The sequence below is a fragment of the Bacillus sp. AK128 genome, from assembly GCF_053903075.1.
Genome location: NZ_CP096379.1, coordinates 3,083,786 through 3,107,106 on the forward strand (window position 1 = coordinate 3,083,786; position 23,321 = coordinate 3,107,106).

The window sequence follows — 23,321 nt, forward strand, 5'->3', positions numbered from 1 at the left end:
ACCTAAGTAAACATGGCTTAAAGGAAACTACATCGCATGAGATCCACCATCTACGATGATTACGTCTCCTGTTACAAAATTTGATGCATCTGAAGCTAAGAATAAAGCGACTCCTTTTAGTTCCTGGTCATTTCCAACTCTACCAAGAGGTGTTGTTTCAAGAATTCTATCCTTCCCTTTTTCAATCAAAACCTGTGACATTTTAGTTGGGAAAAACCCAGGTGCAATCGCATTTACATTAATGTTATATTGACCCCATTTAACTGCTAGGTCTTTTGTAAAGGTAATGACAGCCCCTTTACTAGTGTTATAACCAATTGTATCCATGTATTTTGGGTTAGTACCACCTAGACCAGCTACAGATGCTATATTAATAATTTTCCCAGACTTTTGTTCAATCATCGTTCTACCAACTGCTTGAGACACTAAAAAGGTACCTGTAACATTCACATTGATGACCTTTTCCCAAGCTTCTTGTGGCATAGTCTCAGCAGGTGCGCCCCAGGTCGCTCCACTGTTATTAACTAAGATGTCAATTCTTCCAAATTCCTTTAATGTCTCTTCAACTAGATGGTTTACATCTTCTGAATTAGTAATATCGCATTTTAATGCTAACGATTTTACACCTAGCTCTTTAAGTTTTTCACTCACCTCAAGACAAGCCTCAAGCTTCCTGGAACAAACCACCACATTGGCACCCGCTTCCGCAAATCCAATCGCAATTTGTTCACCCAGCCCTCTTCCACCACCTGTAACAATGGCTGTTTTACCTGTTAGATCAAATAACTCTTTTACATGCATGGTCTTATATATCCCCTCTCTGTTAATTATCTATATTTTTTTAGCTCTAATCTTGCAAGCTGAGCTCGATGTACTTCATCTGGTCCATCTGCTAATCGTAAGGTTCTAGAATTTGCCCACATGGCTGCTAAAGGAAAATCTTCACTTACTCCTGCTGCCCCAAATGCTTGGATTGCTCGGTCAATTACTCCGAGTGCCATAGATGGTGCTACTACCTTAATCATGGCGATTTCTGTTTTTGCTTCTTTATTTCCAACAGTGTCCATCATATAAGCTGCTTTTAGTGTCAGTAGCCTTGCCTGTTCAATTTCGATTCTAGAGTTTGCGATCCATTCCTGAACCACACCTTGATCCGCTACACGCTTTCCGAAAGCCACTCTTTCTTGAACACGCTTACATAATAGTTCAAGGGCTCTCTCTGCAGCACCAATTAATCTCATACAATGATGAATTCTACCAGGTCCAAGTCTTCCTTGGGCAATGGCAAACCCCTTACCTTCACCCCAAATCATATTAGAAGCAGGCACTCTTACATTGTCAAAGTTGATTTCTGCGTGTCCATGTGGGGCATGATCATATCCGAAAACAGGTAAAATTCGTTCAATGGTCACTCCAGGTGTATCTAGTGGAACTAGAATCATAGATTGTTGCTCATATTTTGGAGCATTTTCATCATTTTTCCCCATGACAATTGCAATTTTACAACGTGGGTCACCAGCTCCAGAGGACCACCATTTACGTCCATTTATAATGTACTCGTCTCCATCTCTTAAAATACTAGTGCGAATATTAGTCGCATCAGAAGAAGCTACATCAGGTTCTGTCATAGAGAAGCAAGAACGAATCTTCCCCTCTAATAAAGGTTTAAGCCACTCTTCTTTTTGAGCTTCGGTTCCGTAACGTGTTAGTACCTCCATATTCCCTGTGTCTGGGGCATTACAGTTAAATACCTCAGGACCTATTGGAGACCTTCCCATAATCTCACAAAGTGGAGCATACTCAATATTGGTAAGACCCGCTCCATATTCACTTTCAGGAAGGAACAAATTCCATAAGCCTTCCTTTCTTGCCTTTTCCTTTAATTCTTCCATAATAGCAGGTACTGCTGACCATCTTGATTCATGCTCATTCACTTGATCCTCATAGATGCTTTCAGCTGGATAAACATGTTCATCCATAAAGTTTATAAGCTTTTGTTGAAGTTCCTTCACCTTATCAGAATACTCAAAGTTCATTTTTTACCCTCCTCCTTATACTTACTAACCGGTTGGTATGTAACCTATATTTCCACTATACTACTTTTTTCAGAAAATTCAAGTTACAACTTATGTTTAAAAAAAGTTAACTAGATTTACTTACCAATAATTAGTATACGATTAGGTTTGGAAACTATGTGTAAGTTTAATAGATTTTTAAACTTGTCCATAACTTTCCAAGCTCACTCTATAGATTTAGAGTGAAGCAAAACGTGATCATAGCTATCTGGATTTAGCAATGATTCCATTATGAACCTTGATAAATCCATGGCGAACAATATCAAATCCTGACTCATAAACGTAGAGTCCCATTTGTTGAATATTCATTAATTCTCTGTACGTGTGGTTCATGACATCAGCCATAATTTTATAGTAGAGTCTGGATTTGAGTTGATCACGAGGGGTTGTCATGATTATATAGCCACTAGGTTTTACAAAGCGTCTGTGCATGTCTAATATTTCAGGCTTGTGCTCGTCTGGGACATGCTCAAGTAATCCAACACTAAGAACAATATCAAATTCCCTTCCGTACGTTAAGTTGCGAATATCTTCCACTACATACTCAATATTTAATTGATTCTTATACCAAATTTTAGAGCTTCCGGTTGCTGAGTTTGCACCTAAAAAAGGATAAGATTCAGGAAATTCTTCAAATCTATGAGTTTTACAATACTCATCATAGTCAACTAAAACAATTTCCGCACCCGGGTACATGGCTCCTAACTGCATCGCCTCATACCCTTCAGCCGCTCCAAGAAACAGGATTCTCGGCTTCTGGACATCTAGCCCTTCAAATAATGCACGCTTTCCCCTTGGATCCCAAATACCATCCTCAATACGATGGACATAGTTCCATAAACGAAGTTTTACTAAGTCTCCAATCGCCTCTTTTACTTCACCCATCCGAAAATGCTTAATATGACTAGAAAGCGCTTTCATTTTATCATCTAGTTCAGTAGGTACATCCTTAACAAACCATTCGTGAAAGGAGCGATTAAAATATTCCCATGATGTCTTAATAGGCATCTCCTCTTGATGCTCTAATTCCCATAAGGTTCGATCCTTAGCAACTGTCTTTACCTCATACGGCCTTCCGATATCTTTCCAAGTTAGCTGAGACCAGTCGTTAACTAAATTGGCATTTAGAAACTCATCCTTAACTTGTAATGCGTTTCGTAATTCTACCCTGTAACTTGGCATTAGCATGGTGGTTTCTAAATCCTCTTCACTAAATGGATACGACATTGTGTCCTCTTGAAGTTTGTTTAACATTTTTACACCCCCTAATGATTTCCATATAATCACTATCTCACAAGAGGTTTAAACAGTCAATTATTTTAGAATTTTCTGATATAATCACTGAGGTTAATTTTCTTTAGATTTTTTCTGATAATTTTTTGAAAAAATAAAAAAGCTAACAGTTATATCGTCAGCTTTTCTTGTAATTTTAAAACAAATATTATCCTTTATACTCTCCATTATTCTTAGCTGCTTTTTCTTTTTTTGCTTGCTCTTTATGCTTTCTATTTGCATCAGCACTTCCAAATTCATGTGAGAACTCTGAATCGATGACACTTGAATCAAAGCCCTTTTTATTCTTTTGTTGCGGATCATTTTTCTTCGTACGCTTCGCCATTATATTCACTCCCTTTTCGTATTACTTTTAGTTTTTCTTGAAAGAAAAAATTTATACTGGGAGTAAACTTAACGAAATTTTTTAATTTACATTTCCATTCCAAAGCTTAAATAATGCTTGTGTCCCACTATCAGCTTCTCCCCATTCAGAAACGGTTTCATATAATTGTTTAGCAAGAGATAGACCTGGAACACTAAGTTTCATTTTTTCCGCTTCGTCTATAGCAATTTGCATGTCCTTAATAAAATGCTTAATATAAAAGCCTGGTTCGAAATTATCATTAATGATTCTAGGAGCTAGATTAGACAATGACCAACTGCCTGCCGCACCAGTAGAAATCGATGCTAAGACATTATCAGGATTTAAACCTGCTTTCTTAGCATAGGCAAGTGCCTCACAAACTCCAATCATATTACTTGCGATTGCAATTTGATTACACATTTTGGTATGTTGGCCTGCTCCTGCAGTTCCTTGAAGAACAATATTTTGTCCCAACAATGATAATAAGGGATTCATTTCTTGAAACGGTTGTTCTTCTCCTCCTACCATAATCGTAAGGGTCCCGTTTCTTGCGCCTACATCTCCTCCAGAAACAGGTGCGTCTAATGAGAACATACCTCTTTCCTTTGCTTCATTAAATATACGAATAGCAAGACTAGGGGATGAAGTAGTCATGTCAATAAAATATGTACCAGATTTCGCGTTTTGTAATATGCCTTCTTGGCCTAAATAAATCTCCTCAACATCTGACGGAAAGCCAACCATCGTGATTACGATGTCTGTTTGAACAGCAAGTTCTACAGGAGTATTACACCAAATTGCACCTAAATGTAGTAATTCCTCTGCTTTAGTTTTTGTTCTAGTATAAATGTATACTTCATAGCCACCCTCTAACAGATGCTTTACCATACTTTTTCCCATTACTCCTGTCCCAATAAAACCAACCTTTTGTAAACCCATTTTAGCTCACCTCAATTTTTGTACTTATTTACTACAATAAAACAAGCATTGATTAACATCAATGCTTGTTTTTCCAGCCTATTCTATTTTATCGATCAGCCACTCATCACCTTTTGTTTTAAAGGTTAATGTTTGCGTGATTTCACCTTCAGTAAGTTCATTTTTACCTTCAGCTTTTTCCTCGACGAGAGTTTTAGAAATAACTAGTTCAACTACAGCACTAGTATCTGACTCCTCTACTACATTCATACTAACCTGCTCTACATCATAATCATACTGAGCAAAGTCATTATCGTAGTATCCTCTTAAAGTTACATGTTGTGAGGAAAACGGATGCAAGGCCTTTAAGACTGTATCTGTGTCCTCATTATTTAATCCTGAAACATAAATAGCAACTGTCCCTTCAACGGAGTCTGTTGTTGCAGCTCCTCCTTCAGCGCTAGTTTCTTCATCACCACCGCCACCGCATGCTGCTAACGTAAATACAAATAAGGATACTAAGATTGCTAAAAACCAGTTCTTTTTCATTTTCTCCCCCCGGATCAATATTATTTTCTGAAAACTTTAATAATAAGAACAGTATATCAATTAGCTTGCTTCATTTCAATATTCAGAATATAAATAATTTAAAAAAATTAGCTTTTTTGATTAATAAACTTTTTAAATTCAATAATAATTTCAAGTAATTTACCAGTTCTCTCAATCATTCCCAAATGTCCCGTTTTCTCCATAAGTGTTTTCATCGTATTTTTAGCCTCTATAGAATAGACCTTTCCAACAGGTATAATTTGATCTTCCTCACCAGCTACTAATAATACTGGTAATGTGGTGTTCTTGATTACATCTTGTCGATTAGGTCTTTCTCGCATTGCTCTTAATGCACCTTTAGCACCCGTTACACTCGTATTCAGTCCAATTTCGGTAACAAACTCAACAGCATCAGTCATCTCTCTTCCATTAGCTGGGGAAAATAACTTTGGAATCAATTTTTTAATTAGTGGTTCTATACCATTCTCACAAATTAATTTAATTTGATCTGTTCTTCCTTGCCTTGCCTCTTCAGAGTCAGGGAGTGCTGTTGAATGGACTAATCCAAACCCAGAAAGTATATCAGGATATCTTTCTGCAAAGGAAAGAGTTACATAGCCACCAAGTGAATGCCCGATCATTGTAACCTTAGGAATGCTTAACTCTTCTAATAATAATTTAATATCTAATGCCATATCATCTATTGAGAATGGCTCATTCACTGCACTTGACTTTCCATGGCCCCTCAAAGCAGGGACAATAACCCGATTTGTTTCACTAAGCTTTGGTATAATGTCTTCCCAGTAGGCAGGACTTCCACAAAACCCATGGATTAACACAATTGTGTCACCTTTGCCCTCATCTATGTATGATAAAGTTAAATTGTTTACTCTGGTACTATGTCTTTGAAGCACGGTATCACCCTTTCAAGTTCATTATATATACAAGCTTCCCTTTTGGTCCTTAATATAAACAAGGGCTTTTACGAACATAATTTTCCGTTTGAGGGTCAGCAGGTTGGAATTAGAATAGAATGATCTATGATTACTAGTAGTTTACTACCCCCAAAAAAAGCCTCTCCCATTGGAGAGGCTTTAGATTAAACTGCTTTTACACGTTGCCTTTTGAAGAAAAATTGCGAGATCACTAATAACGAGAATAAAATGATTCCTACTGTATCACTGATTCCTTCAGGATAAATAAGTAATAACCCAGTAGCGAATCCAATTATTCTTTCTAAAGGATTTAGTTTTCTTTCCCAATAACCAACCATAGAAGTACCTATTGCGATCATACCAGTAATGGAAGTTATTAATACCCAAATGATACCCATCAAAGTTGTATCAATCATTAATAACTCGGGTGATAAGACAAATATATACGGAATGATAAAAGCTGCGATGGCTAGCTTTGCTGACTGCACCCCGGTCCTGATTGGTTCCCCGCCTGCTACTCCAGCTGCAGCAAATGCCGCTAATGCAACTGGTGGTGTGATATCTGCAACAATACCAAAATAGAAAACAAAAAGGTGAGCCGATAAGTCTGGAACTCCTAATAAAATGATTGCTGGTGCAGCGATTGTTGAAGTGATTACATAGTTTGCAGTTGTTGGTGAACCCATTCCTAATATAATTGCAGCAATCATTGTAAAGAATAAGGTTGGTAATAATAAACCTCCTGCTAAGTCAACTAGACCATTGGCAAGCTTAAGTCCCAAGCCTGTTTTTGTTACAACACCAACTATAATTCCTGCAGCGGCAGTCGCTGCCGCAACAGCTAAAGCCGTTCTTGCTCCATCCACAAGAGCATGGATGGCATCTTTAATACCAATTCTTGTTTCCTTACGAATAGCACTTGCTAATACGGTAACAACAATCGACCAAAGAGCAGCCTTAGTTACACTCATCCCAGACATAAGTAGAACGATAACTGTTACAATGGGAAGTAATAAATAAATCTTTTTTAACACTTCTTTACGGTCTGGCATCTCTTCGTCTGTTAACCCGCGTAATCCAACACGCTTTGCTTCATAGTGAGTCATAATCCAGATTCCAGTAAAATAAAGTACGGCTGGAATGGCTGCTGCTTTAGCAATATCCCAGTATGAAATTCCACCGATGAATTCAACCATTAAGAATGCGGCAGCTCCCATGATTGGTGGCATTAACTGACCACCTGTTGAGGCAGCTGCTTCTACCCCACCCGCAAACTCTTTCCGATAACCAAGCTTCTTCATCATTGGAATTGTAAACGACCCAGAGGTTACAACATTGGCAACAGAGCTTCCGCTAATCGTTCCCTGTAATGCACTTGAAAATATCGCAACCTTTGCTGGTCCACCAGTAAGCTTTCCAGCAATTGAAACAGCCAGGTCATTAAAATACTGACCTACACCTGTTTTAACAAGAAACGCTCCAAATAATAAGAATAGGAAAATAAAGGTGGACGAAACACCTAGAGGAGTTCCAAGAATCCCTTCCGTCGTAAAGAACATGGATTGAATAATTTGTTCTAAACTTAATCCTCTGTGTGCCATAAATCCAGGCATATAAGGTCCTAAGTAAGCGTATAGGAGGAACACTAACGCAATAATTGTGATAGGAAGTCCGACTGCCCTTCTGGTTGCTTCTAATACAAGAACGATAGCAAGAATCCCTACAATTAAGTCAATAGTAGTTAATCTACCGACTCTTAACACCAAATCTTGTATCATGATTGGCCAGTAGGACCCTACGATAACCCCAAGGATTGCTAGCAGTCCATCATACCAGGCAACCTGAAACCTCCTCTTCTTTTCACTTAAATGACTCTTAACTGCTGGAAATAGTAAAAAGATCAATCCTAATGCAAATCCTAAGTGAACAGAGCGCTGTATTTGGGCTGTAAAGATACCAAATATCGCTGTGTACAGCTGGAATAATGAGAATGCTAATAGACCAAGAAATACAAGCCAGCCGATTGCACCGGTTAGTGCTCTTGTTCTTGCCTCAGGATCATATTTCTTTAATACATCATTCATATCATCCGTTGTTGCCTGATGACCTTTGTGATCCATGCAGATTCACTCCCCTCAAAAGTTCAAAATTATTTAATTTTCTATATTTCACTCTTACCCACGAACCTGGAGTTAAGTAATCTCCTATTGTATAGATTGCTCCATCAATTACTAGCTGATGATTAGCCACAACCTGACCTATGCGCATATCAAGGTAAGGAAAACGCCTCTCCATATTAGTAATATGTATTTTTCCATCTTCTATTTGAAAATTTTCACCCTCAGCTGGACCAGATGGCATCCCAATCGCATAATCTTCATAGATTAGCCCTGTTTGCATCATTGTACGATCATGAGAAATTTCATATATTTCAACTACTTCACTAAGGTGGATGGAATGTGTATAGAGGATTTTAAAATTATGTAGGTGATCTTTCGAATAATACGCCAAAGCCTTATCTGAGTTGCCTTGCTCAAAGACTAGGCTTTCTTTATATGGGACTAATAGAGCTATAAGTAGAATACTAACTATTATTCCCAATAGAAGGTAAACTTTTTTCATCATTACACCACAAATCTTAAACGATTGAACTCAAACCTAGAAAAAAGATAGACTGAAAAATCTTATTTCAGTCTATCTACACAACTAACTATGTTGATCTTACTTTAAGCCTTTTTCTTCGAAATACTTTTCAGCTCCAGGATGCAGTTCAATTCCTAAACCATCCAATGCGCTTTCAGCTGTGATAAGTTCCCCTTTTGCATGGGTAATCTTATCTGTATTTTCAAAAATTGCTTTTGTAATTTCGTATACTGTATCTTCATCAAGTTCAGATGTTACAGCAAGCATTGCTAAAACAGCAACCGTTGTTACTTCACTTTCAAGGCCATAAGTTCCAGTTGGAACTACATCTTTTGCATAGTAAGGATATTTTGCAATAAGTTCTTCAATTTTATCTTCTTCAATTGGAATTAACTTTACACCTTTAATCGCTGAAAGTGCTTCAACTGAACCAGTAGGTGTTCCAGAAGTGATAAATGCTGCATCGATATTTCCATCCTGAATACCTTCTGTTGACTCATCAAATGCAAGATTTTGAGCATTTAAGTCATCTACAGTCATCCCATGAATTTCAAGGATTTGTTCTGCATTTGCATAGGTTCCACTTCCAGGTGCCCCAACAGATACAGTCTTACCAGCTAAATCTTCAATAGAGTTAATCCCACTATCTGCTAGTGTAACGATTTGGATCGTTTCTGGATAAAGTGTTCCAATCGCCTGTACATTTGTGATAGCGTTACCTTCAAACATTAATGTACCTTCACTCGCATAGCTTGCAATATCTGTTTGAACGAATGCGATATCAGCCTCGTTATCTGCTAACGTTTGCATGTTTTCCGCAGATGCACCAGATGATTGAGCAGTTGCTTCAACATCAGTGTTGTCCGTAATAATATCAGCCATAGCTCCACCTAAAGGATAATATGTACCACCAGTACCACCAGTAACCACACTAACAAGCTGTTTGCCTCCACAGGCAGAAAGAATCATTGATAGGCCTACCATTAAGATGAAACCAATAAATAAACTTTTTTTCTTCATTTCTTTGTCCCCCTCTTTCATTTAATGTGACTAACAATCAATGAAAAACAACACTAGCTTCTACAGTGTCACCCTACCTTGCATAGAGTCACTTAGAAGCGTAGTCCTTGTTTCTATTTTTTTATTATAACAAGCACCCCTAATTATTTCCACCTTTTTGCCCATAATTACCCTTTTTATACTTAATATGCTCTTCCTTTACCTGAATCGCTAATCTCAATTAAAGCTTCAGGATAGGGTTTAAAATAGGTTTGGTTTAATAAATAGTCGGTTTCAAAACGGACCGCCCATGACTTTAGAATGCTAGTCACACTGCTTAAAGGGAGCTTCTTAAACCGGTACTTTTCTAGTATTTCTTCGAAGTATTCTTTTTCCTTTGGAGTCAACTCTTTCTTAAAATACCCCATAATGTGCTGACACACGTTTATGTTTGTTTGATCTCTTGGCCTTCGTGCAAATAAGCGATGAAGCTGCCTCTCATAATTTGATAGTAATTTCATTAAATCTTCAGTTTTATGACTTGCAAGGATTCTACCTAATTCCTTTTGTACGGTTTGATTATAAGCCATAAATAAATACTTGTTACGAGAATGAAAAGAAAGCAATTGTTTAAAAGGCTGCTTTTGCTCCTTTATTTTTCTAAATTCAGCAGTTGTAAATAACTTTATAAAGAAGTGTTCTCGTATTAAGAAATTATTTAAACGTCCCTCTTCTTCAATTGTAATCAAAGGATAGTGCTCCATAATGGCCTGAGCAAAAAAACCACTTGTTTTACCAATAACAGGTGATTTTTCTGCACCACTATAGACCTTAACATCCTTCATGCCACAGGTAGGGGATTTACTCTTCATGATTGCTCCGTCTATTCCCCCTAAATGATTGACAAAGGTAGTGCTATACTTATTCATTTTTTCTGTTAAATCCTCTTTAGTTGATGGCTGTACCAGTTTGTTACTACCATCCTCTTCTATAATCCGTATTGTATCTCGCGGAACTCCAAGACCAATCCCTACTTCAGGACAAACTGGAACAAATTCAACATAGGGCTGGAGCCTTGTAATTACTGGATCATGAATCACATCTCCATTGTATCGACATTTTTCAAACTCTAGACATTTACTAACTACAATAACTGGTTTTACAAACTCAGGCATATCATCCCTCTTTATCTCATAACCCCTTGTTCAAAAAAGTTCAGGGAGGATTAGGAATCACCCTTAAAGGTATCTTGGAACTTTTTTAATTCAGGATCTTCTTTTGGGGTAAAGTTAAAACTATTTTTAAATTGATAAGGATTTTTAGGATCCATATCAATCGCGATTCCCATTCCTTCTCCTGCCGAAGCCGTGGAGTCGTTAATAATACTTTCTTGCTCTCCATCTGGATGAAACATATGTGCATGCTTATTTTCTCTTGATTCTTGTGATCTCGTCAACTCTAACACCTCTTTCAAATTTATGTTTTGCCTTCAATTTATTGTTTCCAATTGAATTTTTTACTATGTAAAATGTAAACAAAACCAGAAAAGAACAAAAAGACAACCAGAAAAACTGGTTGCCAACATTTAAGAATTGAAGGAGAAAGCATGTTTGGGAATATGGGAAAACATGCTCTCGGCCTTACATATGTTATATCGGCAAAATATCTAAAAAGTTTAGACAGGTAATATAAGGAACTTATAGAATTTATCTTCTCGCAGGAACCTATATTAAAAATATGAAATACAGAAGAAAGAAGGAAGAGACTTGGGAGCAATTGAAAGAGCTGGTTATCTATTTGAAACTGAATATAGTGTCATGCTTCAAAAAGGGGCATTACATGTTTATAAAGACGGTAATTTTGTAAAAGAACTGGATTTTAATTTTTCTGGCCAACAACCAGAAGCAAGGGCGATTGAAGATTTGATAGAAGATTTTTTTCATAATAAAGATTAATGATTTACGGAAGAGCCTCCATTTTTTGGTGGCTCTTTATTTATTCGGTATGATATTAGCCCGAGTCAATTCTTGTCATTCTTTACCAATCACATTAGCCGAAAAAAGTTATTAGACTGATATCAATCATTTGAATTTTATACTATTTTTTTGTTTACTAAAATTAATATAGAGAAAGTGGTGAATTTCTTGAGCTATCATAAGGAATTATATGTATTTGACACACACATCCCTACGAAAGCGTTGGTTCGGAATTATCAAAAGGGAGATTTTGAGGCATTAATTGATATTCAAAAGGCCAGCTTTCCGCCACCATTCCCCAGTGAATTATGGTGGAATGAAAAGCAATTAACGAATCATGTTGAGTTATTTCCAGAAGGCGCCCTATGTGTGGAGATTGATGGATCTGTTTGCGGTTCAATGACAGGTTTAGTTCTTCAGATGGACAATGGAGATCCCCATCATAGCTGGGATGAGGCAACTAGCTCTGGATCAATAGCCAACCATAACCCAAATGGAAACTCCCTTTATGTGGTAGACATTTGTGTTAAGCCAGAATATCGAAAATATGGATTAGGAAAGTTGCTTATGCAATCCATGTATGAAACGGTTGTGGACTTAAAACTCGAGCGCCTAATCGGTGGTGGGAGACTCCCCGGCTATCACAAGCATGCATCCTCAATGAATATTACTGATTATGTTGACCATGTTATGAGTGGAAAGTTATATGATCCCGTTATCAGCTTTTTATTAAAATGCGGAAGAACTCCAGTCGAAATCATACCAAACTACCTAGAAGACGAAGAATCACATGATTATGGACTACTAATGGAATGGAAAAACCCTTTTATAAATAAATAGAACTGCCTTTAAGGCAGTTCTACTAACTTAGATATAGGGTGTGGACCTGGTTTTCCAATATAATATCCTTGAGCGAAATCATAGCCGAGATCTTTACAAAGTTCTAACTCTTCTTTACGTTCAATTCCTTCAGCTAAGGTTTTTATATCATAGGCTTTTGCAACTTCAATAATTCTCTTCAATTCCGTTTGCTTTTCCACGGACTGATCACAAAAAGAAATTAACTGTCGATCGATTTTCGCATAATTTGGAAGAAGCTCCTTTAAAACCTCAATGGTTGAAAAACCCGCTCCTACATCATCTAAAGCAACACTTATTCCTTCACTTTTATAAGCCTTAAAAATACTTTGAAGATGTGAAACATCATCTATCTTCTCTGTTTCTACAACCTCGAACACAAGATCTCGCGGATCTACTTTGTATTTGGCAATATTTTCGAATGTACTTTGTAGGCAATGCTTCGGATTGTAAATGGATGATGGCAAGAAATTAATAAACCGTAGCATCCCTGCTTCTAGTGTATCTGCTCCATATTTAATCGCTTGTTTTCTGGCATTACCATCAAGCATAGCTTGTAAACCTGCTGATTGAGCAAACTTAAAAAGCTCAAATGGTGAAAATGGATAATCTGACTTGGATGAACGTAACAAAAACTCATACCCTACTATGTTTTCATCACTTAAAGATAGAATCGGCTGAATATGATTTGTAAAGTATGACTCTTTCACCACATGGAAAAGCTTTGGATGCTTGATTCTCTCTAACACCTCCGTAAATGGAAGCATTTGAGGAAAATCCATGCGACCTTCATCCGCTTCGATTGAAACAAATAAATCTATCTTGGACTGAAATTGTTCTAAGACGACTCTCTCTAGTACCATAAACGTTTCTGTTAGTTGTTCATAAGAGGAATACCTCAATGAGAAAGTGGTAGATTCACTGGAAACAACTTCCTCTTGATTGACACTAGATAGGACCGTTCTAATAATCTCTGGATACCGAGAATAAAAAACTATATACCCAATATCTTTATACAAGGTTAATTCTGTGCATTTTGAACAAGACATGATCATAATTCCTTCCTAAACCTTTTTTATGAATTACTACAATAATATCTTGAATTAAGGTATTTTGAAATAGAAAAACTTGGCTTTAGGCCAAGTTTTTGTATGTGACATGTTAATCCTATTCATTTGTGACATTCAGTTGTTGCTCAACATGTTCATGGAGTTCTTCATTTTGAAGATGAATAATGACTGAAAACACACCGCTGCTAGTAAATTGAAATTCTGATCGATACAGACCGCTCTGAACTTCTTCTGCTTCAATGAATTCATGCTTGGTCTCGCCTTCTTTCCAAATCTCAAATCTCACTCTAGAATTCTCGATTGGCGCACCATCATGTATTGCAAGTGCTTCTATTTTGGCAGGAACATTGGCCACTAGTTTATCTGGGACCTTTAATTCAATTGTTAAGTGACCATCCGCATGTTGATGGTCAGTGTGATGATGATCACTAGAAGTCTGATTATTGTTTAATTCAACAGGGTTTCCTACAGTTATCTCTACTCTTGGCATTGTGTGCTGATCACGTGCTGTTACATGAGCTACAATGGTGTATATCCCCTCTTCATCAAAGACTTTACTAACCGAATATACCCCTGATTTTTGATGTTCTCCTACAATCATTTCATGATCACTATCTTGTTTCCATACTTCAAAGCTAACATCACTCGCATCTTCAACCACTTCTTCACCTTGTGTTACCTTTGCGCTAATCGTAACTGCTTCTCCAATAGATGGCATTTCATTATCTATTTCAATTTCTACCTCTAAAATAGGAGGCATTGCTGTTTCTTCAGTAACCCCAGGATTTTCTGTACTATTACATCCAGTTAGAATGAAAAATATAAACGTACTTATAAAAAGCAAACGAGTTTTCAATCTTTACACACCTCATCCGTATCAATTAATCACATTTATTATAGTCTATTAACTTGCAATCAAAACGGTACAGCCTTGACAGTTTCGTGACAAAATGAGTAATAAACCCACTACGGAATTAATGAATTATGCTCTTTTTATAAAATTTAAAACCGTCTTTTACAATGCTGTTTTCGAAAACTTTGTAAAAAAAAGAACCTTCACCATTTGGTGAAAGCCTTATAAGTCAACAAAAAATTGATAGTTGGGATGCTTATATAGCATGTCAAAATCTTTTGATTGACTTAATATCGTATAGAGATCCTCAGGAGAAAACCAAAGGTGGTCAAGTGGCATAGAGTAATTAGCACCATAATGATAGCTTAACCAAATCAATTTTGAACAGTATATATAGGTCCACTCATCTGTAAGTGGCGTGTTAACAGAGAAATAAAACATCGGTTGGTTAACTCCGTTGCTTTTGTTTTGTTTAAATTTCTTTAAGTAAGCTTCAGCATATGAACTTGCCTGCACACCAAGCTCCTTGTTTTTTGGTCTAAAATGAGCATACATTGGGTGATGGTCAGTAAATTGAGATATGGGAACCTTTTGAATGATAGGGTCTGCTACTACTGATTCAATTATGTTTTCAGTATCCACAACCAATGCCGCATGACCCATATATCCATAAGGCATACCATCCACGTTATCACAAGCTACTAAAATGTCACCAGCTTGAAAATCATTAGGCGGATTTCTATAATTAACTGCTACCTGCCCCTCTTCCAGCTTAAAGCTTTTATTTATTCGGCTTAAGGCTCCGGCTTGAAGAGCATAGCCTGATACATTTATATTTGAGATATTCTCAGACTGTGGAAGCTTGACGGATAGTTCATTTCTTAATGCAAAAGCTCCAGCATATTTCCCATTTAGAAACATCTCTAAAAATGGGTATGTTGCCTCACCGTTATTAACAAAGGTTATGATATCATTCGACTTTTTCACAAAAAAATCTTTCAATATAAATCCCTCCCTTTAAAAAGGTATTCACATTGAAAGATATAGATGTCTTTTCTTACTTATGCTTATAAAAATGAAATTTATTTAGGCATGTGATTTTTGTGTTTTATTAGTTCGGACCAAGTATAAATGAGTAAAATGTTCTGTAACTCCTAGAAATAAGCCTACTAGTATTGCTCCTAGTATTGTTACCAATGCACCGTCCATCCACAAAGCTAGAAAATATACAATTACAGTTGCGGCTACAAAATCAAGAAATGTACTCAACCATACACTACCTTTTCGTAAAAACATGTATTCCATAAGAGTTCCAGCCACCGCTAAAGTGAGTCCTATAATTATCGGTTGAAGCATATTGGTAAAGTTTACATTTGGCAGAATAAAAGCCGATAATGCCACAACAAGTGGACACATAATCACTTTCATAAAGAAGCTCGTCATTTTATTACCTCCTTTTTTGGTAGGTTTTCCATAAAAGCAAGAAATATCACCAACTAACCAATTATTAGTTCAGCATATTTAACCTAAGAACTGTCTATTTATTGACCGTATTGAACAACTATGATTATGGAATTACTAAATAAAAAGACTTTTCGCAGAGATTGGTACTATTTGAATTTTAATTCTTTTGTTAAAACATTGAGTTGATTGGAGGGGAAGGGAAGTGGATCACGCTAGTCAAGATTATCAATTAGCCTTAGATGTTAGTAAGGCATTAAAGGAAGGAAATACGGATGAGTTATCCATTTTATTTGCTGAACTACAGCCATATGACTTAGCTATCCTATACGAAACCCTACCTGATTATCATCGTAACCAATACCTTCTTCATTTAGATATTAATCAATTGGCAGACCTCATTGAAGAACTCGAGGAAAGAGAGCTACAATTAGAAGTCCTTAACACATTAGGAATTGAAAAGACTGGGCAGATTTTAGACGAAATGGATAATGATGATTTAGCGGTGCTTCTAGATTCTTTATCGCCAGATTTAAGCAAGAACCTCTTATCTGGCATGAAGAAGGAAGAAATAGACGCAGTTCAGCATTTAATGAGCTATCCTCCTGAAACAGCTGGAAGACTCATGACAAACCGATTCGTTTGGATACGTGACCATTCTACAGTCAGAGAAACAGTAGAAAAGATAAAAATTTTTGCGGAGTATTCGGAAACCATCAATTATATTTATGTCATTGATTCTTCAAAAAAATTAGTCGGTGTTGTTTCATATCGCGATATTATTTTAGCTGACATCGACTCATTGATTACGGATATTATGTATGAAAGAGTCATATCGGTTCCTGTAGATATGGACCAGGAACAGGTCGCAACCATTTTTGAAAAATATGACTTTCTTGCCGTTCCGGTTGTCGATCATGAATTTGTGCTCAGGGGAATTATTACCTTCGATGATATTATTGATGTGGTAATTCTTGAAGCAAATGAAGATATAGAAAAATTATCTGCATCTGGTAAAGCTATTGACTTTGATACGAAAGCAATTGTTGCGGCCTACAGAAGACTACCTTGGTTAATTCTACTTCTTTTTATAGGTATTATTTCAGGCAGTATCATTAGTGGATTTGAAGATACATTGGAAAAAGTAGTAGCTCTTGCTTTTTTTATGCCGATGATTGCGGGAATGACTGGTAACACCGGGACTCAATCACTAGCAGTGGTTGTTCGAGGTCTTGCCTCTCGGGAAATCAATAAAAATATAGTAAGAAAAGTTATATTGCGTGAGTTGGGAGTAGGTTTATTGATTGGCGTTATATGTAGCGTATTAATATCGGTTATTGCTTATGTTTGGCAGGATGGAGATATGGTTCTTAGCCTAGTTGTAGGTAGCTCTCTATTTTTAACGCTCGTAATTGGTACACTTTCTGGAACGATCATCCCCCTTATCCTTTACCGGTTGAACATTGATCCAGCAGTTGCATCTGGTCCACTCATAACAACGATCAATGATATCTTCTCGCTTGTTACTTATTTTGGACTAGCCACCCTATTTATTAGATATCTGTTATAGGAAATAGGAATGGGATTCCCCATTCCTATCATTTACTATCTTGCGAAGACATGATTACCAATTTGTATCGTAATCGGTCTGGTTTTAATCCATGCACTTTGGGCAGTCTTAGGGTTATAAAAATAGATTGAACCACTACCTTGACCACGGTACATTAATGCTTCTTGGACAGCGCGCTTAGACTCGGCATCCGCAGCCTGCTTAATCGTGCCGTTAGCAACAGGTGAGAATGCATAATGCCCCCCTGCTGAGACTTCTGTAATGACACCATGTACAGTGTTCGGAAACAACGAGTGATCCACTCGATTCAGTACAACAGTAGCTACTGCCACCTTCCCTGCATAAGATTCACCCTTAGCCTCTGCATATACTAATCTAGCAAGTAAATCTCTCTCATAGCTTGTTGGCACACTCGGAATGGTGATTCTTTCTCCAGCAAACAAAGAGAAATTCTTTTTATTATTAATTTTTTGAATGGCTGTGATTGGTACACCATATTGATGACTTATTTTCCAATATGAGTCACCGTTCTTTACTGTATATGATGAAGTTGCAGCATCAGCTGACTGGACATTAAATGTGAAAATTGACGCACTTAGTATTGAAGCAATTGCTAGTTTTTTCATCCATTTCATATTAAAACCTCCTAGTATTTTGCTCACCTACTAAACTATCAGCTTACTAAGAGGTTTTCACGGCCCAAAAAATCCCATATGAAAGAATGATAGCAATCACCCTTATTCCCCAACACTTTTTTATGGTCCTGGTAAAGTTATCCTTTAAATAAATATAACGTATAAAACAGCAAAGTTTGGTTTGAATATCCTAAAAAAATTCATCATTATATGGTATTTCTCCTGTTATTCTAGAACCAGTTAAGCATCCATTTCCTATCTAAAATAAAAAACCCTTCTATATAGAAAGGTTTAACTTAACTTCTAGGATTCTCAGTATAGGTGTAAACAACTGCCCCTCCGTGTTTAGCAATCCCACGAAAATGCTTAAAGTCCGATTGATTAACAAGTACTTCCCGAAATGGTAAGAAATCTTCCTTTGACACCAAATATTCCTCTAATTCACCATTTCTAATCTTGTCTAATATATGTTCAATCTCAGTTTGATTCATAATTACTCTCTTCTCCCCTTTTCTTCAAAAATGTCTTTATTTATCTAAGTAAAATAAAAAAAAGAAAAATATTGCATAAAAAAAACATGATGTACAAAACATATACATGAAGCAAAGATGAAGGGAGGGAAAATTCAATGGCAAACAATAATTCAAATCAATTACTTGTCCCAGGTGTGGAACAAGCACTTGACCAAATGAAGTATGAAATTGCTCAAGAATTTGGTGTAGATCTAGGACCTGAAACTACATCTCGCGCTAACGGTTCTGTAGGTGGAGAAATTACTAAGCGTTTAGTTCAAATGGCTGAACAACAACTTGGACAGTAATTCCTATACCTTTATACATGTTTAGAGAGCCTACTAGCAAAGTTTAACAACATGAGACAATCTCTAAGCAAGTAAGTAACACATGTATACACACACAGCTATGACAACATGAATTTTACACCAAGCTTAAACAATGTAAACACCATGACACACACCATGATAACACATCATTGTACATGTCCATTCAGTAAGTACACACACCAAGATACAAACACCATACTGTTGACATGTAACTACACACAAAAAGTATTTTACTCACTATTATTAAAATCATGCATCAAGTAACGAAAAATCCATCCAACATTTGAAACACATGAAATTGCCCATTACACACATATATACGAAGCAGCTTATGCTGCTTCCTTTTTTATGATTCCATCCATTTAAGTAAAGCCGGATATAATCGTTTTCCCTCTTCATATCCTTCATTAAATAGTTCTGTTAAACGAATTTGGTTACGTTCTATACGACTCACTTTTAATGGATTAGCTGGCTGGATGACAAAGGATTGAGCATTTTTTTCTTGGTTGGAAATATAATCGAGTGTTTCATTATAATTAATAGCTCGTTGTTCCATCCGATTAAGTAAGCCAGGGTATTCCTTATACATCCGTGAAGATATCCAAGATTTCTTGGATGGTTTCTTTTGATACCCTCTATTTCTAGTTAGGATCACCACATTTTTTTCAAAACCAGCTTGTTCAGCACGTTTAATCGGGATTGGATCCGAGATACCACCATCTAGTAGTCTACGATTATCGTATGAAACAATCGGTGCAACAAAAGGTAATGAACTAGAAGCTCGTAATATCGTCAACATATCCTGTCCATGTTCTTTATTATTATAGTATATAGTTTCTCCTGTAACACAGTCTGTTGTACCTACTTCAAAGAATTCCTGGGCTTTGTAAAAAGCATCATAATCAAAAGGTACTAACTTGTTTGGAATTTCATCAAAAATGAAATCCATTCCAAACAATTCTCTTTTTTTAATATAGTTTCTCATTGAAAGGTAATTAGGATTACTAATGTAATCAATGTTTACCTTTTTATTTCTACCTTCTTGCCTTGCTAAGTAAGAAACTGCGTTACATGCACCTGCGGACACCCCAATCGTATAAGGGAAAAACAAGTCTTGTTCTAAAAAATATTCTAAAACACCCGCTGTATATACCCCTCTCATACCCCCACCTTCAAGAACCAAACCAATTTTAGTCATAGCAACCGTCCCCTCCTGCGCTTTCTATTAACATTATTTTACCATATATTAAAATAATGATTAAAATGTAAAACTAATAATCTATTGTAAATTTTTTTCTAAAAATTATAAATATTGCTTTACCTTTGGACAAATTTAATGCAAACTATAGGTTAAGGTATGTTGAAGGGAGAGATGTCACATGAAGACTGCTTCATTAGGGGACATTATTGAATTCAAAGATGGATTACAAGGGATTGTTGAGAAAGTTAACGAAAACTCAGTCATTGTTGACCTCACATATATGGAAAACTTCTTAGACCTTGAGTTAGAGCGACGCACTGTCGTCAATCATAAAAATTATAAAATCATTGGTGCAGTAAAAGCATAAAATAAAAAGCGCATTCCTGAAATAAAGGAAATGCGCTTTTTTGATATAATTCTTAACGATTATTGACTGTTTCTGGATATAGATCATGATTCATCAAACGATAATCTGCCATTTGTTCGTATTTGGTTCCAGGGCGTCCATAGTTTGTATAAGGATCAATGGAAATTCCCCCACGTGGTGTGAATTTTCCCCATACTTCAATATAGCGTGGGTTCATCAGTTTAATTAAATCATTCATGATAATATTCATACAATCTTCGTGGAAATCTCCATGATTCCTAAAGCTAAATAAGTAAAGTTTCAATGATTTACTTTCTACCATTAGCCGGTCTGGAATATAGCTGATATAAATCGTTGCAAAATCTGGTTGGTTGGTCTTTGGACATAAACTAGTAAACTCTGGACAATTAAACTTTACGAAATAGTCTCTATTTTCATGTTTATTTTCAAAGGTTTCTAGCACCTCTGGAGTATATTCAAACAAATATTTCGTTCCTTGATTACCAAGTAACGTTACACCATCTAGTTCTGAATCTTTTCTTCCGCTCATTTTATATACCTACCTATCTTAATTTATTAAACGCCTCTTTTATTACCCCAAACAAGTGTATGAAGCTGCGGTAATACTTTAACTTCATTCATTTCATTGGATTCCACGACTTGATCGATTAACCATTCGTATTTTGTTAATAATGAAGAAACAATTTCGGACTGGTTATCCCCATAAACATTATCATTGCCTACCTGCACATAAAATGGAATACCCGGATAACGTTGATGGATGTCTTTTGCGTAAAGGAAGTCCTCCTCATCAAAGACCACAACTTTTAAGGATAGATTATTCTCTTGTACAATTTTGAGGTTGTCTATTATAGTAGTAAGCTTCTCAAAATCTGTCTTCATGCCAGAGCTAGGAGGCTTAGGCGAAATCGTCATATCGTTAATATCCTTCAACCAGTCTTGCCATCTCGACCCTTGAGTTTCTAATCCAATTCTAATATTATTTTCCCTTAATAAGGAAACCAGGTCTGATAAATTAGTTAAGAGGGCAGGGTTACCACCTGATATAGTCACATGCGAAAATTGCTCCTTACCTAATTTTTTCAATTGAGACCATATATCCTCTGCCGTCATTTGTTTAATTTCATCTTTAGCTGACCCATCCCATGTAAAAGCAGAATCACACCATTTACATTGATAGTCACATCCAGCAGTACGAACAAACATCGTTTTTGTCCCAATTACTGCTCCTTCACCTTGGATTGTTGGTCCAAAGATTTCTAATACAGGAATCGTCTTGCTCATTACTTCTCACTCACTTTCGGACGGTACACGACATAGCTAGTCGGTGTTTCTCTAACTAAAACCTGAAGGCACTTCGGCTTATTGGGCAAAGTTTTTAAATGGTTTTCAACATTTTCCCAAATTTTTCTTGCAATTACTTCCGTAGTCGGAAAGTGATCGGAACTGCTATCATTAAAGTCTTCAAGATGATCGTTCATGATGGAATGATCATAGCGAGAATGAACAACCTTCTTCAAATCTTGAAAATTTACAAGAAAGCCAGAATCATTCAGTTCGTCTCCGGCTACTGTAATATTGACAAAATAAGTGTGCCCATGGACATGTTGACATTTCCCTGCGTCTTCGTGGGGAATAAAATGGGCAGCAGCAAAGTGTAAATCTTTATTTAATTCGTATGAGTAAGGATGGAGTACCTGTGGGTAGAACTGCTGTAGCATAAAATCACTCCTTTTCCTTCGTAATCAAATAATCATCCAGACCTTTTTTTCGCAATAAACAGGCCGGACATTCTCCGCAGCCATCTGCAATGATTCCGTTATAACAGGTTAATGTTTTTTCTCTAACAAACTCTAATGCACCCAGTTCATCAGCTAAAGCCCAAGTTTCTGCTTTATTAATCCACATTAAAGGAGTGTGAATCACAAAATCATAGTCCATTGAAAGGTTAAGTGTGACATTTAATGATTTTATAAACACATCCCGACAATCTGGATACCCACTAAAGTCGGTTTCACAAACACCTGTAACAATATGTCTGGCACCTGCTTGCTTCGCTAAAACTGCTGCAAATGAAAGAAATAATAAATTACGTCCATCAACAAATGTCGTTGGTAATTCCCCTTCTTTTTGCTCAATATCAATGTCATCTCTGGTTAAAGCATTAGGTGCTAGCTGATTGAGCAATGACATGTCTAGGATTGTATGTTTTACATTAAGTTCCTTAGCTATTGCTTCTGCACACTCTATTTCCAATTTATGTTTTTGGTTGTAATTGAATGTAACGGTTTCTACTTCATCAAAATGTTTCAAAGCCCAAAATAAACAAGTTGTGCTATCTTGACCTCCACTAAATACAACAACTGCTTTCTTTTTCATGAAAAAAAGCCCCTTTCTTTTATAAAAAGAAACGAGCGGAAATCCATCCTTTAACTATTAGGCCATCACAGAATAAAACGATACCATTAGATATCGTTTGACCTATAGTTTTTTATAGAGGGAGTTTTCGAACCTCTCGTTTCGTGCCATGCACTTAACAATCATATATTTTTAATCCTTATTAACTATAACATAAATTCTGTGTTCGACAAGCGAAAAAAACATACCCTAAGGGTTAATTCTTAATCAATCCTTTACTTTGCTTATACCATTATTTAATGTTAGTCGATTAAAATAAGACAATAAAGGTAATAAGTGAGTTCCTTCATTT

28 protein-coding genes and 1 riboswitch are annotated in these 23,321 nt (G+C 36.5%); of the genes, 5 read left to right on the top strand and 23 right to left on the bottom strand.

Annotated features, from left to right (window positions below; genetic code table 11):
• Positions 1 to 27: 27 nt before the first annotated feature.
• From M1D60_RS15430 to M1D60_RS15485, 12 genes are all read right to left on the bottom strand, one after another.
• Positions 28 to 801: an SDR family oxidoreductase gene (locus M1D60_RS15430; protein WP_456275725.1), complete on the bottom strand. Its 774-nt coding sequence runs from the start codon at positions 799 to 801 to the stop codon at positions 28 to 30.
• A 26-nt stretch (positions 802 to 827) separates the two neighbouring features.
• Positions 828 to 2,036 (bottom strand): acyl-CoA dehydrogenase, encoded by a 1,209-nt coding sequence (locus M1D60_RS15435; protein WP_456275726.1) that lies wholly within the window; start codon positions 2,034 to 2,036, stop codon positions 828 to 830.
• A 243-nt stretch (positions 2,037 to 2,279) separates the two neighbouring features.
• Positions 2,280 to 3,329, bottom strand: coding sequence for a class I SAM-dependent methyltransferase (locus tag M1D60_RS15440; protein ID WP_456275727.1), 1,050 nt, complete (start codon positions 3,327 to 3,329; stop codon positions 2,280 to 2,282).
• A 187-nt stretch (positions 3,330 to 3,516) separates the two neighbouring features.
• Positions 3,517 to 3,693 carry a hypothetical protein gene (locus M1D60_RS15445; protein WP_163177113.1) on the bottom strand — a complete coding sequence of 59 codons (177 nt, stop codon included), beginning with the start codon at positions 3,691 to 3,693 and terminating at the stop codon, positions 3,517 to 3,519.
• Positions 3,694 to 3,774: 81 nt separating this feature from the next.
• Positions 3,775 to 4,653 carry an NAD(P)-dependent oxidoreductase gene (locus M1D60_RS15450; RefSeq protein ID WP_456275728.1) on the bottom strand — a complete coding sequence of 293 codons (879 nt, stop codon included), beginning with the start codon at positions 4,651 to 4,653 and terminating at the stop codon, positions 3,775 to 3,777.
• A gap of 78 nt (positions 4,654 to 4,731) precedes the next feature.
• A complete protein-coding gene (locus M1D60_RS15455; protein ID WP_456275729.1) occupies positions 4,732 to 5,181 on the bottom strand; it encodes a hypothetical protein in 450 nt (149 codons plus the stop codon).
• Between the two features lie 107 nt (positions 5,182 to 5,288).
• The gene (locus tag M1D60_RS15460) at positions 5,289 to 6,095 is read right to left on the bottom strand and encodes an alpha/beta fold hydrolase (RefSeq protein ID WP_456275730.1); all 807 of its coding nucleotides are present in this window, start codon (positions 6,093 to 6,095) and stop codon (positions 5,289 to 5,291) included.
• 185 nt (positions 6,096 to 6,280) lie between these two features.
• Positions 6,281 to 8,236: a TRAP transporter permease gene (locus M1D60_RS15465; RefSeq protein WP_456275731.1), complete on the bottom strand. Its 1,956-nt coding sequence runs from the start codon at positions 8,234 to 8,236 to the stop codon at positions 6,281 to 6,283.
• A complete protein-coding gene (locus M1D60_RS15470; RefSeq protein WP_456275732.1) occupies positions 8,202 to 8,741 on the bottom strand; it encodes a DUF1850 domain-containing protein in 540 nt (179 codons plus the stop codon). The genes M1D60_RS15465 and M1D60_RS15470 overlap by 35 nt, the downstream gene beginning before the upstream one ends.
• 96 nt (positions 8,742 to 8,837) lie before the next feature.
• Positions 8,838 to 9,779, bottom strand: coding sequence for a TAXI family TRAP transporter solute-binding subunit (locus M1D60_RS15475; protein WP_456275733.1), 942 nt, complete (start codon positions 9,777 to 9,779; stop codon positions 8,838 to 8,840).
• Positions 9,780 to 9,961: 182 nt separating this feature from the next.
• On the bottom strand, positions 9,962 to 10,933 hold the full coding sequence (locus M1D60_RS15480) for a YbgA family protein (protein WP_456275734.1): 972 nt from the start codon (positions 10,931 to 10,933) through the stop codon (positions 9,962 to 9,964).
• A gap of 50 nt (positions 10,934 to 10,983) precedes the next feature.
• Complete coding sequence (locus tag M1D60_RS15485) at positions 10,984 to 11,214, bottom strand: hypothetical protein (RefSeq protein WP_456275735.1); 231 nt, start codon at positions 11,212 to 11,214, stop codon at positions 10,984 to 10,986.
• 310 nt (positions 11,215 to 11,524) lie between these two features.
• Between M1D60_RS15485 and M1D60_RS15490 the strand changes: the two genes are divergently transcribed.
• Both M1D60_RS15490 and M1D60_RS15495 read left to right on the top strand, forming a co-directional pair.
• A complete protein-coding gene (locus tag M1D60_RS15490; protein WP_456275736.1) occupies positions 11,525 to 11,713 on the top strand; it encodes a DUF5370 family protein in 189 nt (62 codons plus the stop codon).
• Positions 11,714 to 11,902: 189 nt separating this feature from the next.
• A complete protein-coding gene (locus M1D60_RS15495; protein WP_456275737.1) occupies positions 11,903 to 12,574 on the top strand; it encodes a GNAT family N-acetyltransferase in 672 nt (223 codons plus the stop codon).
• 8 nt (positions 12,575 to 12,582) lie between these two features.
• Here the strand turns inward: M1D60_RS15495 and M1D60_RS15500 are convergent, their stop codons facing one another.
• The 4 genes from M1D60_RS15500 to M1D60_RS15515 form a co-directional block, all read right to left on the bottom strand.
• A complete protein-coding gene (locus M1D60_RS15500; protein WP_456275738.1) occupies positions 12,583 to 13,641 on the bottom strand; it encodes an EAL domain-containing protein in 1,059 nt (352 codons plus the stop codon).
• A gap of 118 nt (positions 13,642 to 13,759) precedes the next feature.
• Complete coding sequence (locus M1D60_RS15505; protein WP_456275739.1) at positions 13,760 to 14,518, bottom strand: FixH family protein; 759 nt, start codon at positions 14,516 to 14,518, stop codon at positions 13,760 to 13,762.
• Between the two features lie 219 nt (positions 14,519 to 14,737).
• A complete protein-coding gene (locus M1D60_RS15510) occupies positions 14,738 to 15,517 on the bottom strand; it encodes a hypothetical protein (RefSeq protein WP_456275740.1) in 780 nt (259 codons plus the stop codon).
• Between the two features lie 84 nt (positions 15,518 to 15,601).
• Positions 15,602 to 15,958 carry a DUF2512 family protein gene (locus M1D60_RS15515; RefSeq protein WP_456275741.1) on the bottom strand — a complete coding sequence of 119 codons (357 nt, stop codon included), beginning with the start codon at positions 15,956 to 15,958 and terminating at the stop codon, positions 15,602 to 15,604.
• 223 nt (positions 15,959 to 16,181) lie between these two features.
• Here M1D60_RS15515 and mgtE point away from each other — a divergent pair, with 223 nt between their 5' ends.
• Positions 16,182 to 17,546 (top strand): magnesium transporter, encoded by a 1,365-nt coding sequence (gene mgtE, locus M1D60_RS15520; protein ID WP_456275742.1) that lies wholly within the window; start codon positions 16,182 to 16,184, stop codon positions 17,544 to 17,546.
• Between the two features lie 35 nt (positions 17,547 to 17,581).
• On the opposite strand, the gene M1D60_RS15525 is transcribed toward mgtE, so the two are convergent.
• Entirely contained in the window at positions 17,582 to 18,181 is a 600-nt protein-coding gene (locus tag M1D60_RS15525) for a cell wall hydrolase (protein ID WP_456275743.1), read from the bottom strand.
• Between the two features lie 296 nt (positions 18,182 to 18,477).
• Positions 18,478 to 18,672, bottom strand: coding sequence for a hypothetical protein (locus M1D60_RS15530; protein ID WP_456275744.1), 195 nt, complete (start codon positions 18,670 to 18,672; stop codon positions 18,478 to 18,480).
• A 137-nt stretch (positions 18,673 to 18,809) separates the two neighbouring features.
• Between M1D60_RS15530 and M1D60_RS15535 the strand changes: the two genes are divergently transcribed.
• On the top strand, positions 18,810 to 19,001 hold the full coding sequence (locus M1D60_RS15535; protein ID WP_456275745.1) for a small, acid-soluble spore protein, alpha/beta type: 192 nt from the start codon (positions 18,810 to 18,812) through the stop codon (positions 18,999 to 19,001).
• A gap of 367 nt (positions 19,002 to 19,368) precedes the next feature.
• Here the strand turns inward: M1D60_RS15535 and M1D60_RS15540 are convergent, their stop codons facing one another.
• Entirely contained in the window at positions 19,369 to 20,220 is an 852-nt protein-coding gene (locus M1D60_RS15540) for a patatin-like phospholipase family protein (RefSeq protein WP_456275746.1), read from the bottom strand.
• Between the two features lie 181 nt (positions 20,221 to 20,401).
• On the opposite strand from M1D60_RS15540, the gene M1D60_RS15545 reads away from it, so the two are divergent.
• On the top strand, positions 20,402 to 20,590 hold the full coding sequence (locus M1D60_RS15545; protein WP_246943955.1) for a YkvS family protein: 189 nt from the start codon (positions 20,402 to 20,404) through the stop codon (positions 20,588 to 20,590).
• A gap of 52 nt (positions 20,591 to 20,642) precedes the next feature.
• On the opposite strand, the gene queF is transcribed toward M1D60_RS15545, so the two are convergent.
• The 4 genes from queF to queC are packed head-to-tail and all read right to left on the bottom strand — an operon-like array spanning position 20,643 to position 22,990.
• Positions 20,643 to 21,140, bottom strand: coding sequence for a preQ(1) synthase (gene queF, locus M1D60_RS15550; RefSeq protein ID WP_456275747.1), 498 nt, complete (start codon positions 21,138 to 21,140; stop codon positions 20,643 to 20,645).
• Between the two features lie 26 nt (positions 21,141 to 21,166).
• Entirely contained in the window at positions 21,167 to 21,895 is a 729-nt protein-coding gene (queE, locus tag M1D60_RS15555) for a 7-carboxy-7-deazaguanine synthase QueE (RefSeq protein WP_456275748.1), read from the bottom strand.
• The gene (queD, locus tag M1D60_RS15560; protein ID WP_456275749.1) at positions 21,895 to 22,332 is read right to left on the bottom strand and encodes a 6-carboxytetrahydropterin synthase QueD; all 438 of its coding nucleotides are present in this window, start codon (positions 22,330 to 22,332) and stop codon (positions 21,895 to 21,897) included. The genes queE and queD overlap by 1 nt, the downstream gene beginning before the upstream one ends.
• 4 nt (positions 22,333 to 22,336) lie before the next feature.
• The gene (gene queC / locus M1D60_RS15565) at positions 22,337 to 22,990 is read right to left on the bottom strand and encodes a 7-cyano-7-deazaguanine synthase QueC (protein WP_456275750.1); all 654 of its coding nucleotides are present in this window, start codon (positions 22,988 to 22,990) and stop codon (positions 22,337 to 22,339) included.
• Positions 22,991 to 23,088: 98 nt separating this feature from the next.
• Positions 23,089 to 23,132, bottom strand: a riboswitch (PreQ1 riboswitch).
• Positions 23,133 to 23,321: the final 189 nt, after the last annotated feature.

Bases quoted from the DNA above. Each gene is read 5' to 3' on its own strand.
- M1D60_RS15435 (WP_456275726.1), bottom strand. From the start codon at position 2,036: ATGAACTTTGAGTATTCTGATAAGGTGAAGGAACTTCAACAAAAGCTT.
- M1D60_RS15500 (WP_456275738.1), bottom strand. From the start codon at position 13,641: ATGTCTTGTTCAAAATGCACAGAATTAACCTTGTATAAAGATATTGGG.
- M1D60_RS15530 (WP_456275744.1), bottom strand. From the start codon at position 18,672: ATGAATCAAACTGAGATTGAACATATATTAGACAAGATTAGAAATGGT.
- M1D60_RS15455 (WP_456275729.1), bottom strand. From the start codon at position 5,181: ATGAAAAAGAACTGGTTTTTAGCAATCTTAGTATCCTTATTTGTATTT.
- M1D60_RS15540 (WP_456275746.1), bottom strand. From the start codon at position 20,220: ATGACTAAAATTGGTTTGGTTCTTGAAGGTGGGGGTATGAGAGGGGTA.
- M1D60_RS15545 (WP_246943955.1), top strand. From the start codon at position 20,402: ATGAAGACTGCTTCATTAGGGGACATTATTGAATTCAAAGATGGATTA.
- M1D60_RS15430 (WP_456275725.1), bottom strand. From the start codon at position 801: ATGCATGTAAAAGAGTTATTTGATCTAACAGGTAAAACAGCCATTGTT.
- M1D60_RS15470 (WP_456275732.1), bottom strand. From the start codon at position 8,741: ATGATGAAAAAAGTTTACCTTCTATTGGGAATAATAGTTAGTATTCTA.
- M1D60_RS15525 (WP_456275743.1), bottom strand. From the start codon at position 18,181: ATGAAATGGATGAAAAAACTAGCAATTGCTTCAATACTAAGTGCGTCA.
- M1D60_RS15445 (WP_163177113.1), bottom strand. From the start codon at position 3,693: ATGGCGAAGCGTACGAAGAAAAATGATCCGCAACAAAAGAATAAAAAG.
- M1D60_RS15535 (WP_456275745.1), top strand. From the start codon at position 18,810: ATGGCAAACAATAATTCAAATCAATTACTTGTCCCAGGTGTGGAACAA.
- M1D60_RS15515 (WP_456275741.1), bottom strand. From the start codon at position 15,958: ATGACGAGCTTCTTTATGAAAGTGATTATGTGTCCACTTGTTGTGGCA.
- M1D60_RS15480 (WP_456275734.1), bottom strand. From the start codon at position 10,933: ATGCCTGAGTTTGTAAAACCAGTTATTGTAGTTAGTAAATGTCTAGAG.
- M1D60_RS15450 (WP_456275728.1), bottom strand. From the start codon at position 4,653: ATGGGTTTACAAAAGGTTGGTTTTATTGGGACAGGAGTAATGGGAAAA.
- queE (WP_456275748.1), bottom strand. From the start codon at position 21,895: ATGAGCAAGACGATTCCTGTATTAGAAATCTTTGGACCAACAATCCAA.
- M1D60_RS15440 (WP_456275727.1), bottom strand. From the start codon at position 3,329: ATGTTAAACAAACTTCAAGAGGACACAATGTCGTATCCATTTAGTGAA.
- M1D60_RS15465 (WP_456275731.1), bottom strand. From the start codon at position 8,236: ATGGATCACAAAGGTCATCAGGCAACAACGGATGATATGAATGATGTA.
- queF (WP_456275747.1), bottom strand. From the start codon at position 21,140: ATGAGCGGAAGAAAAGATTCAGAACTAGATGGTGTAACGTTACTTGGT.
- M1D60_RS15475 (WP_456275733.1), bottom strand. From the start codon at position 9,779: ATGAAGAAAAAAAGTTTATTTATTGGTTTCATCTTAATGGTAGGCCTA.
- queC (WP_456275750.1), bottom strand. From the start codon at position 22,990: ATGAAAAAGAAAGCAGTTGTTGTATTTAGTGGAGGTCAAGATAGCACA.
- queD (WP_456275749.1), bottom strand. From the start codon at position 22,332: ATGCTACAGCAGTTCTACCCACAGGTACTCCATCCTTACTCATACGAA.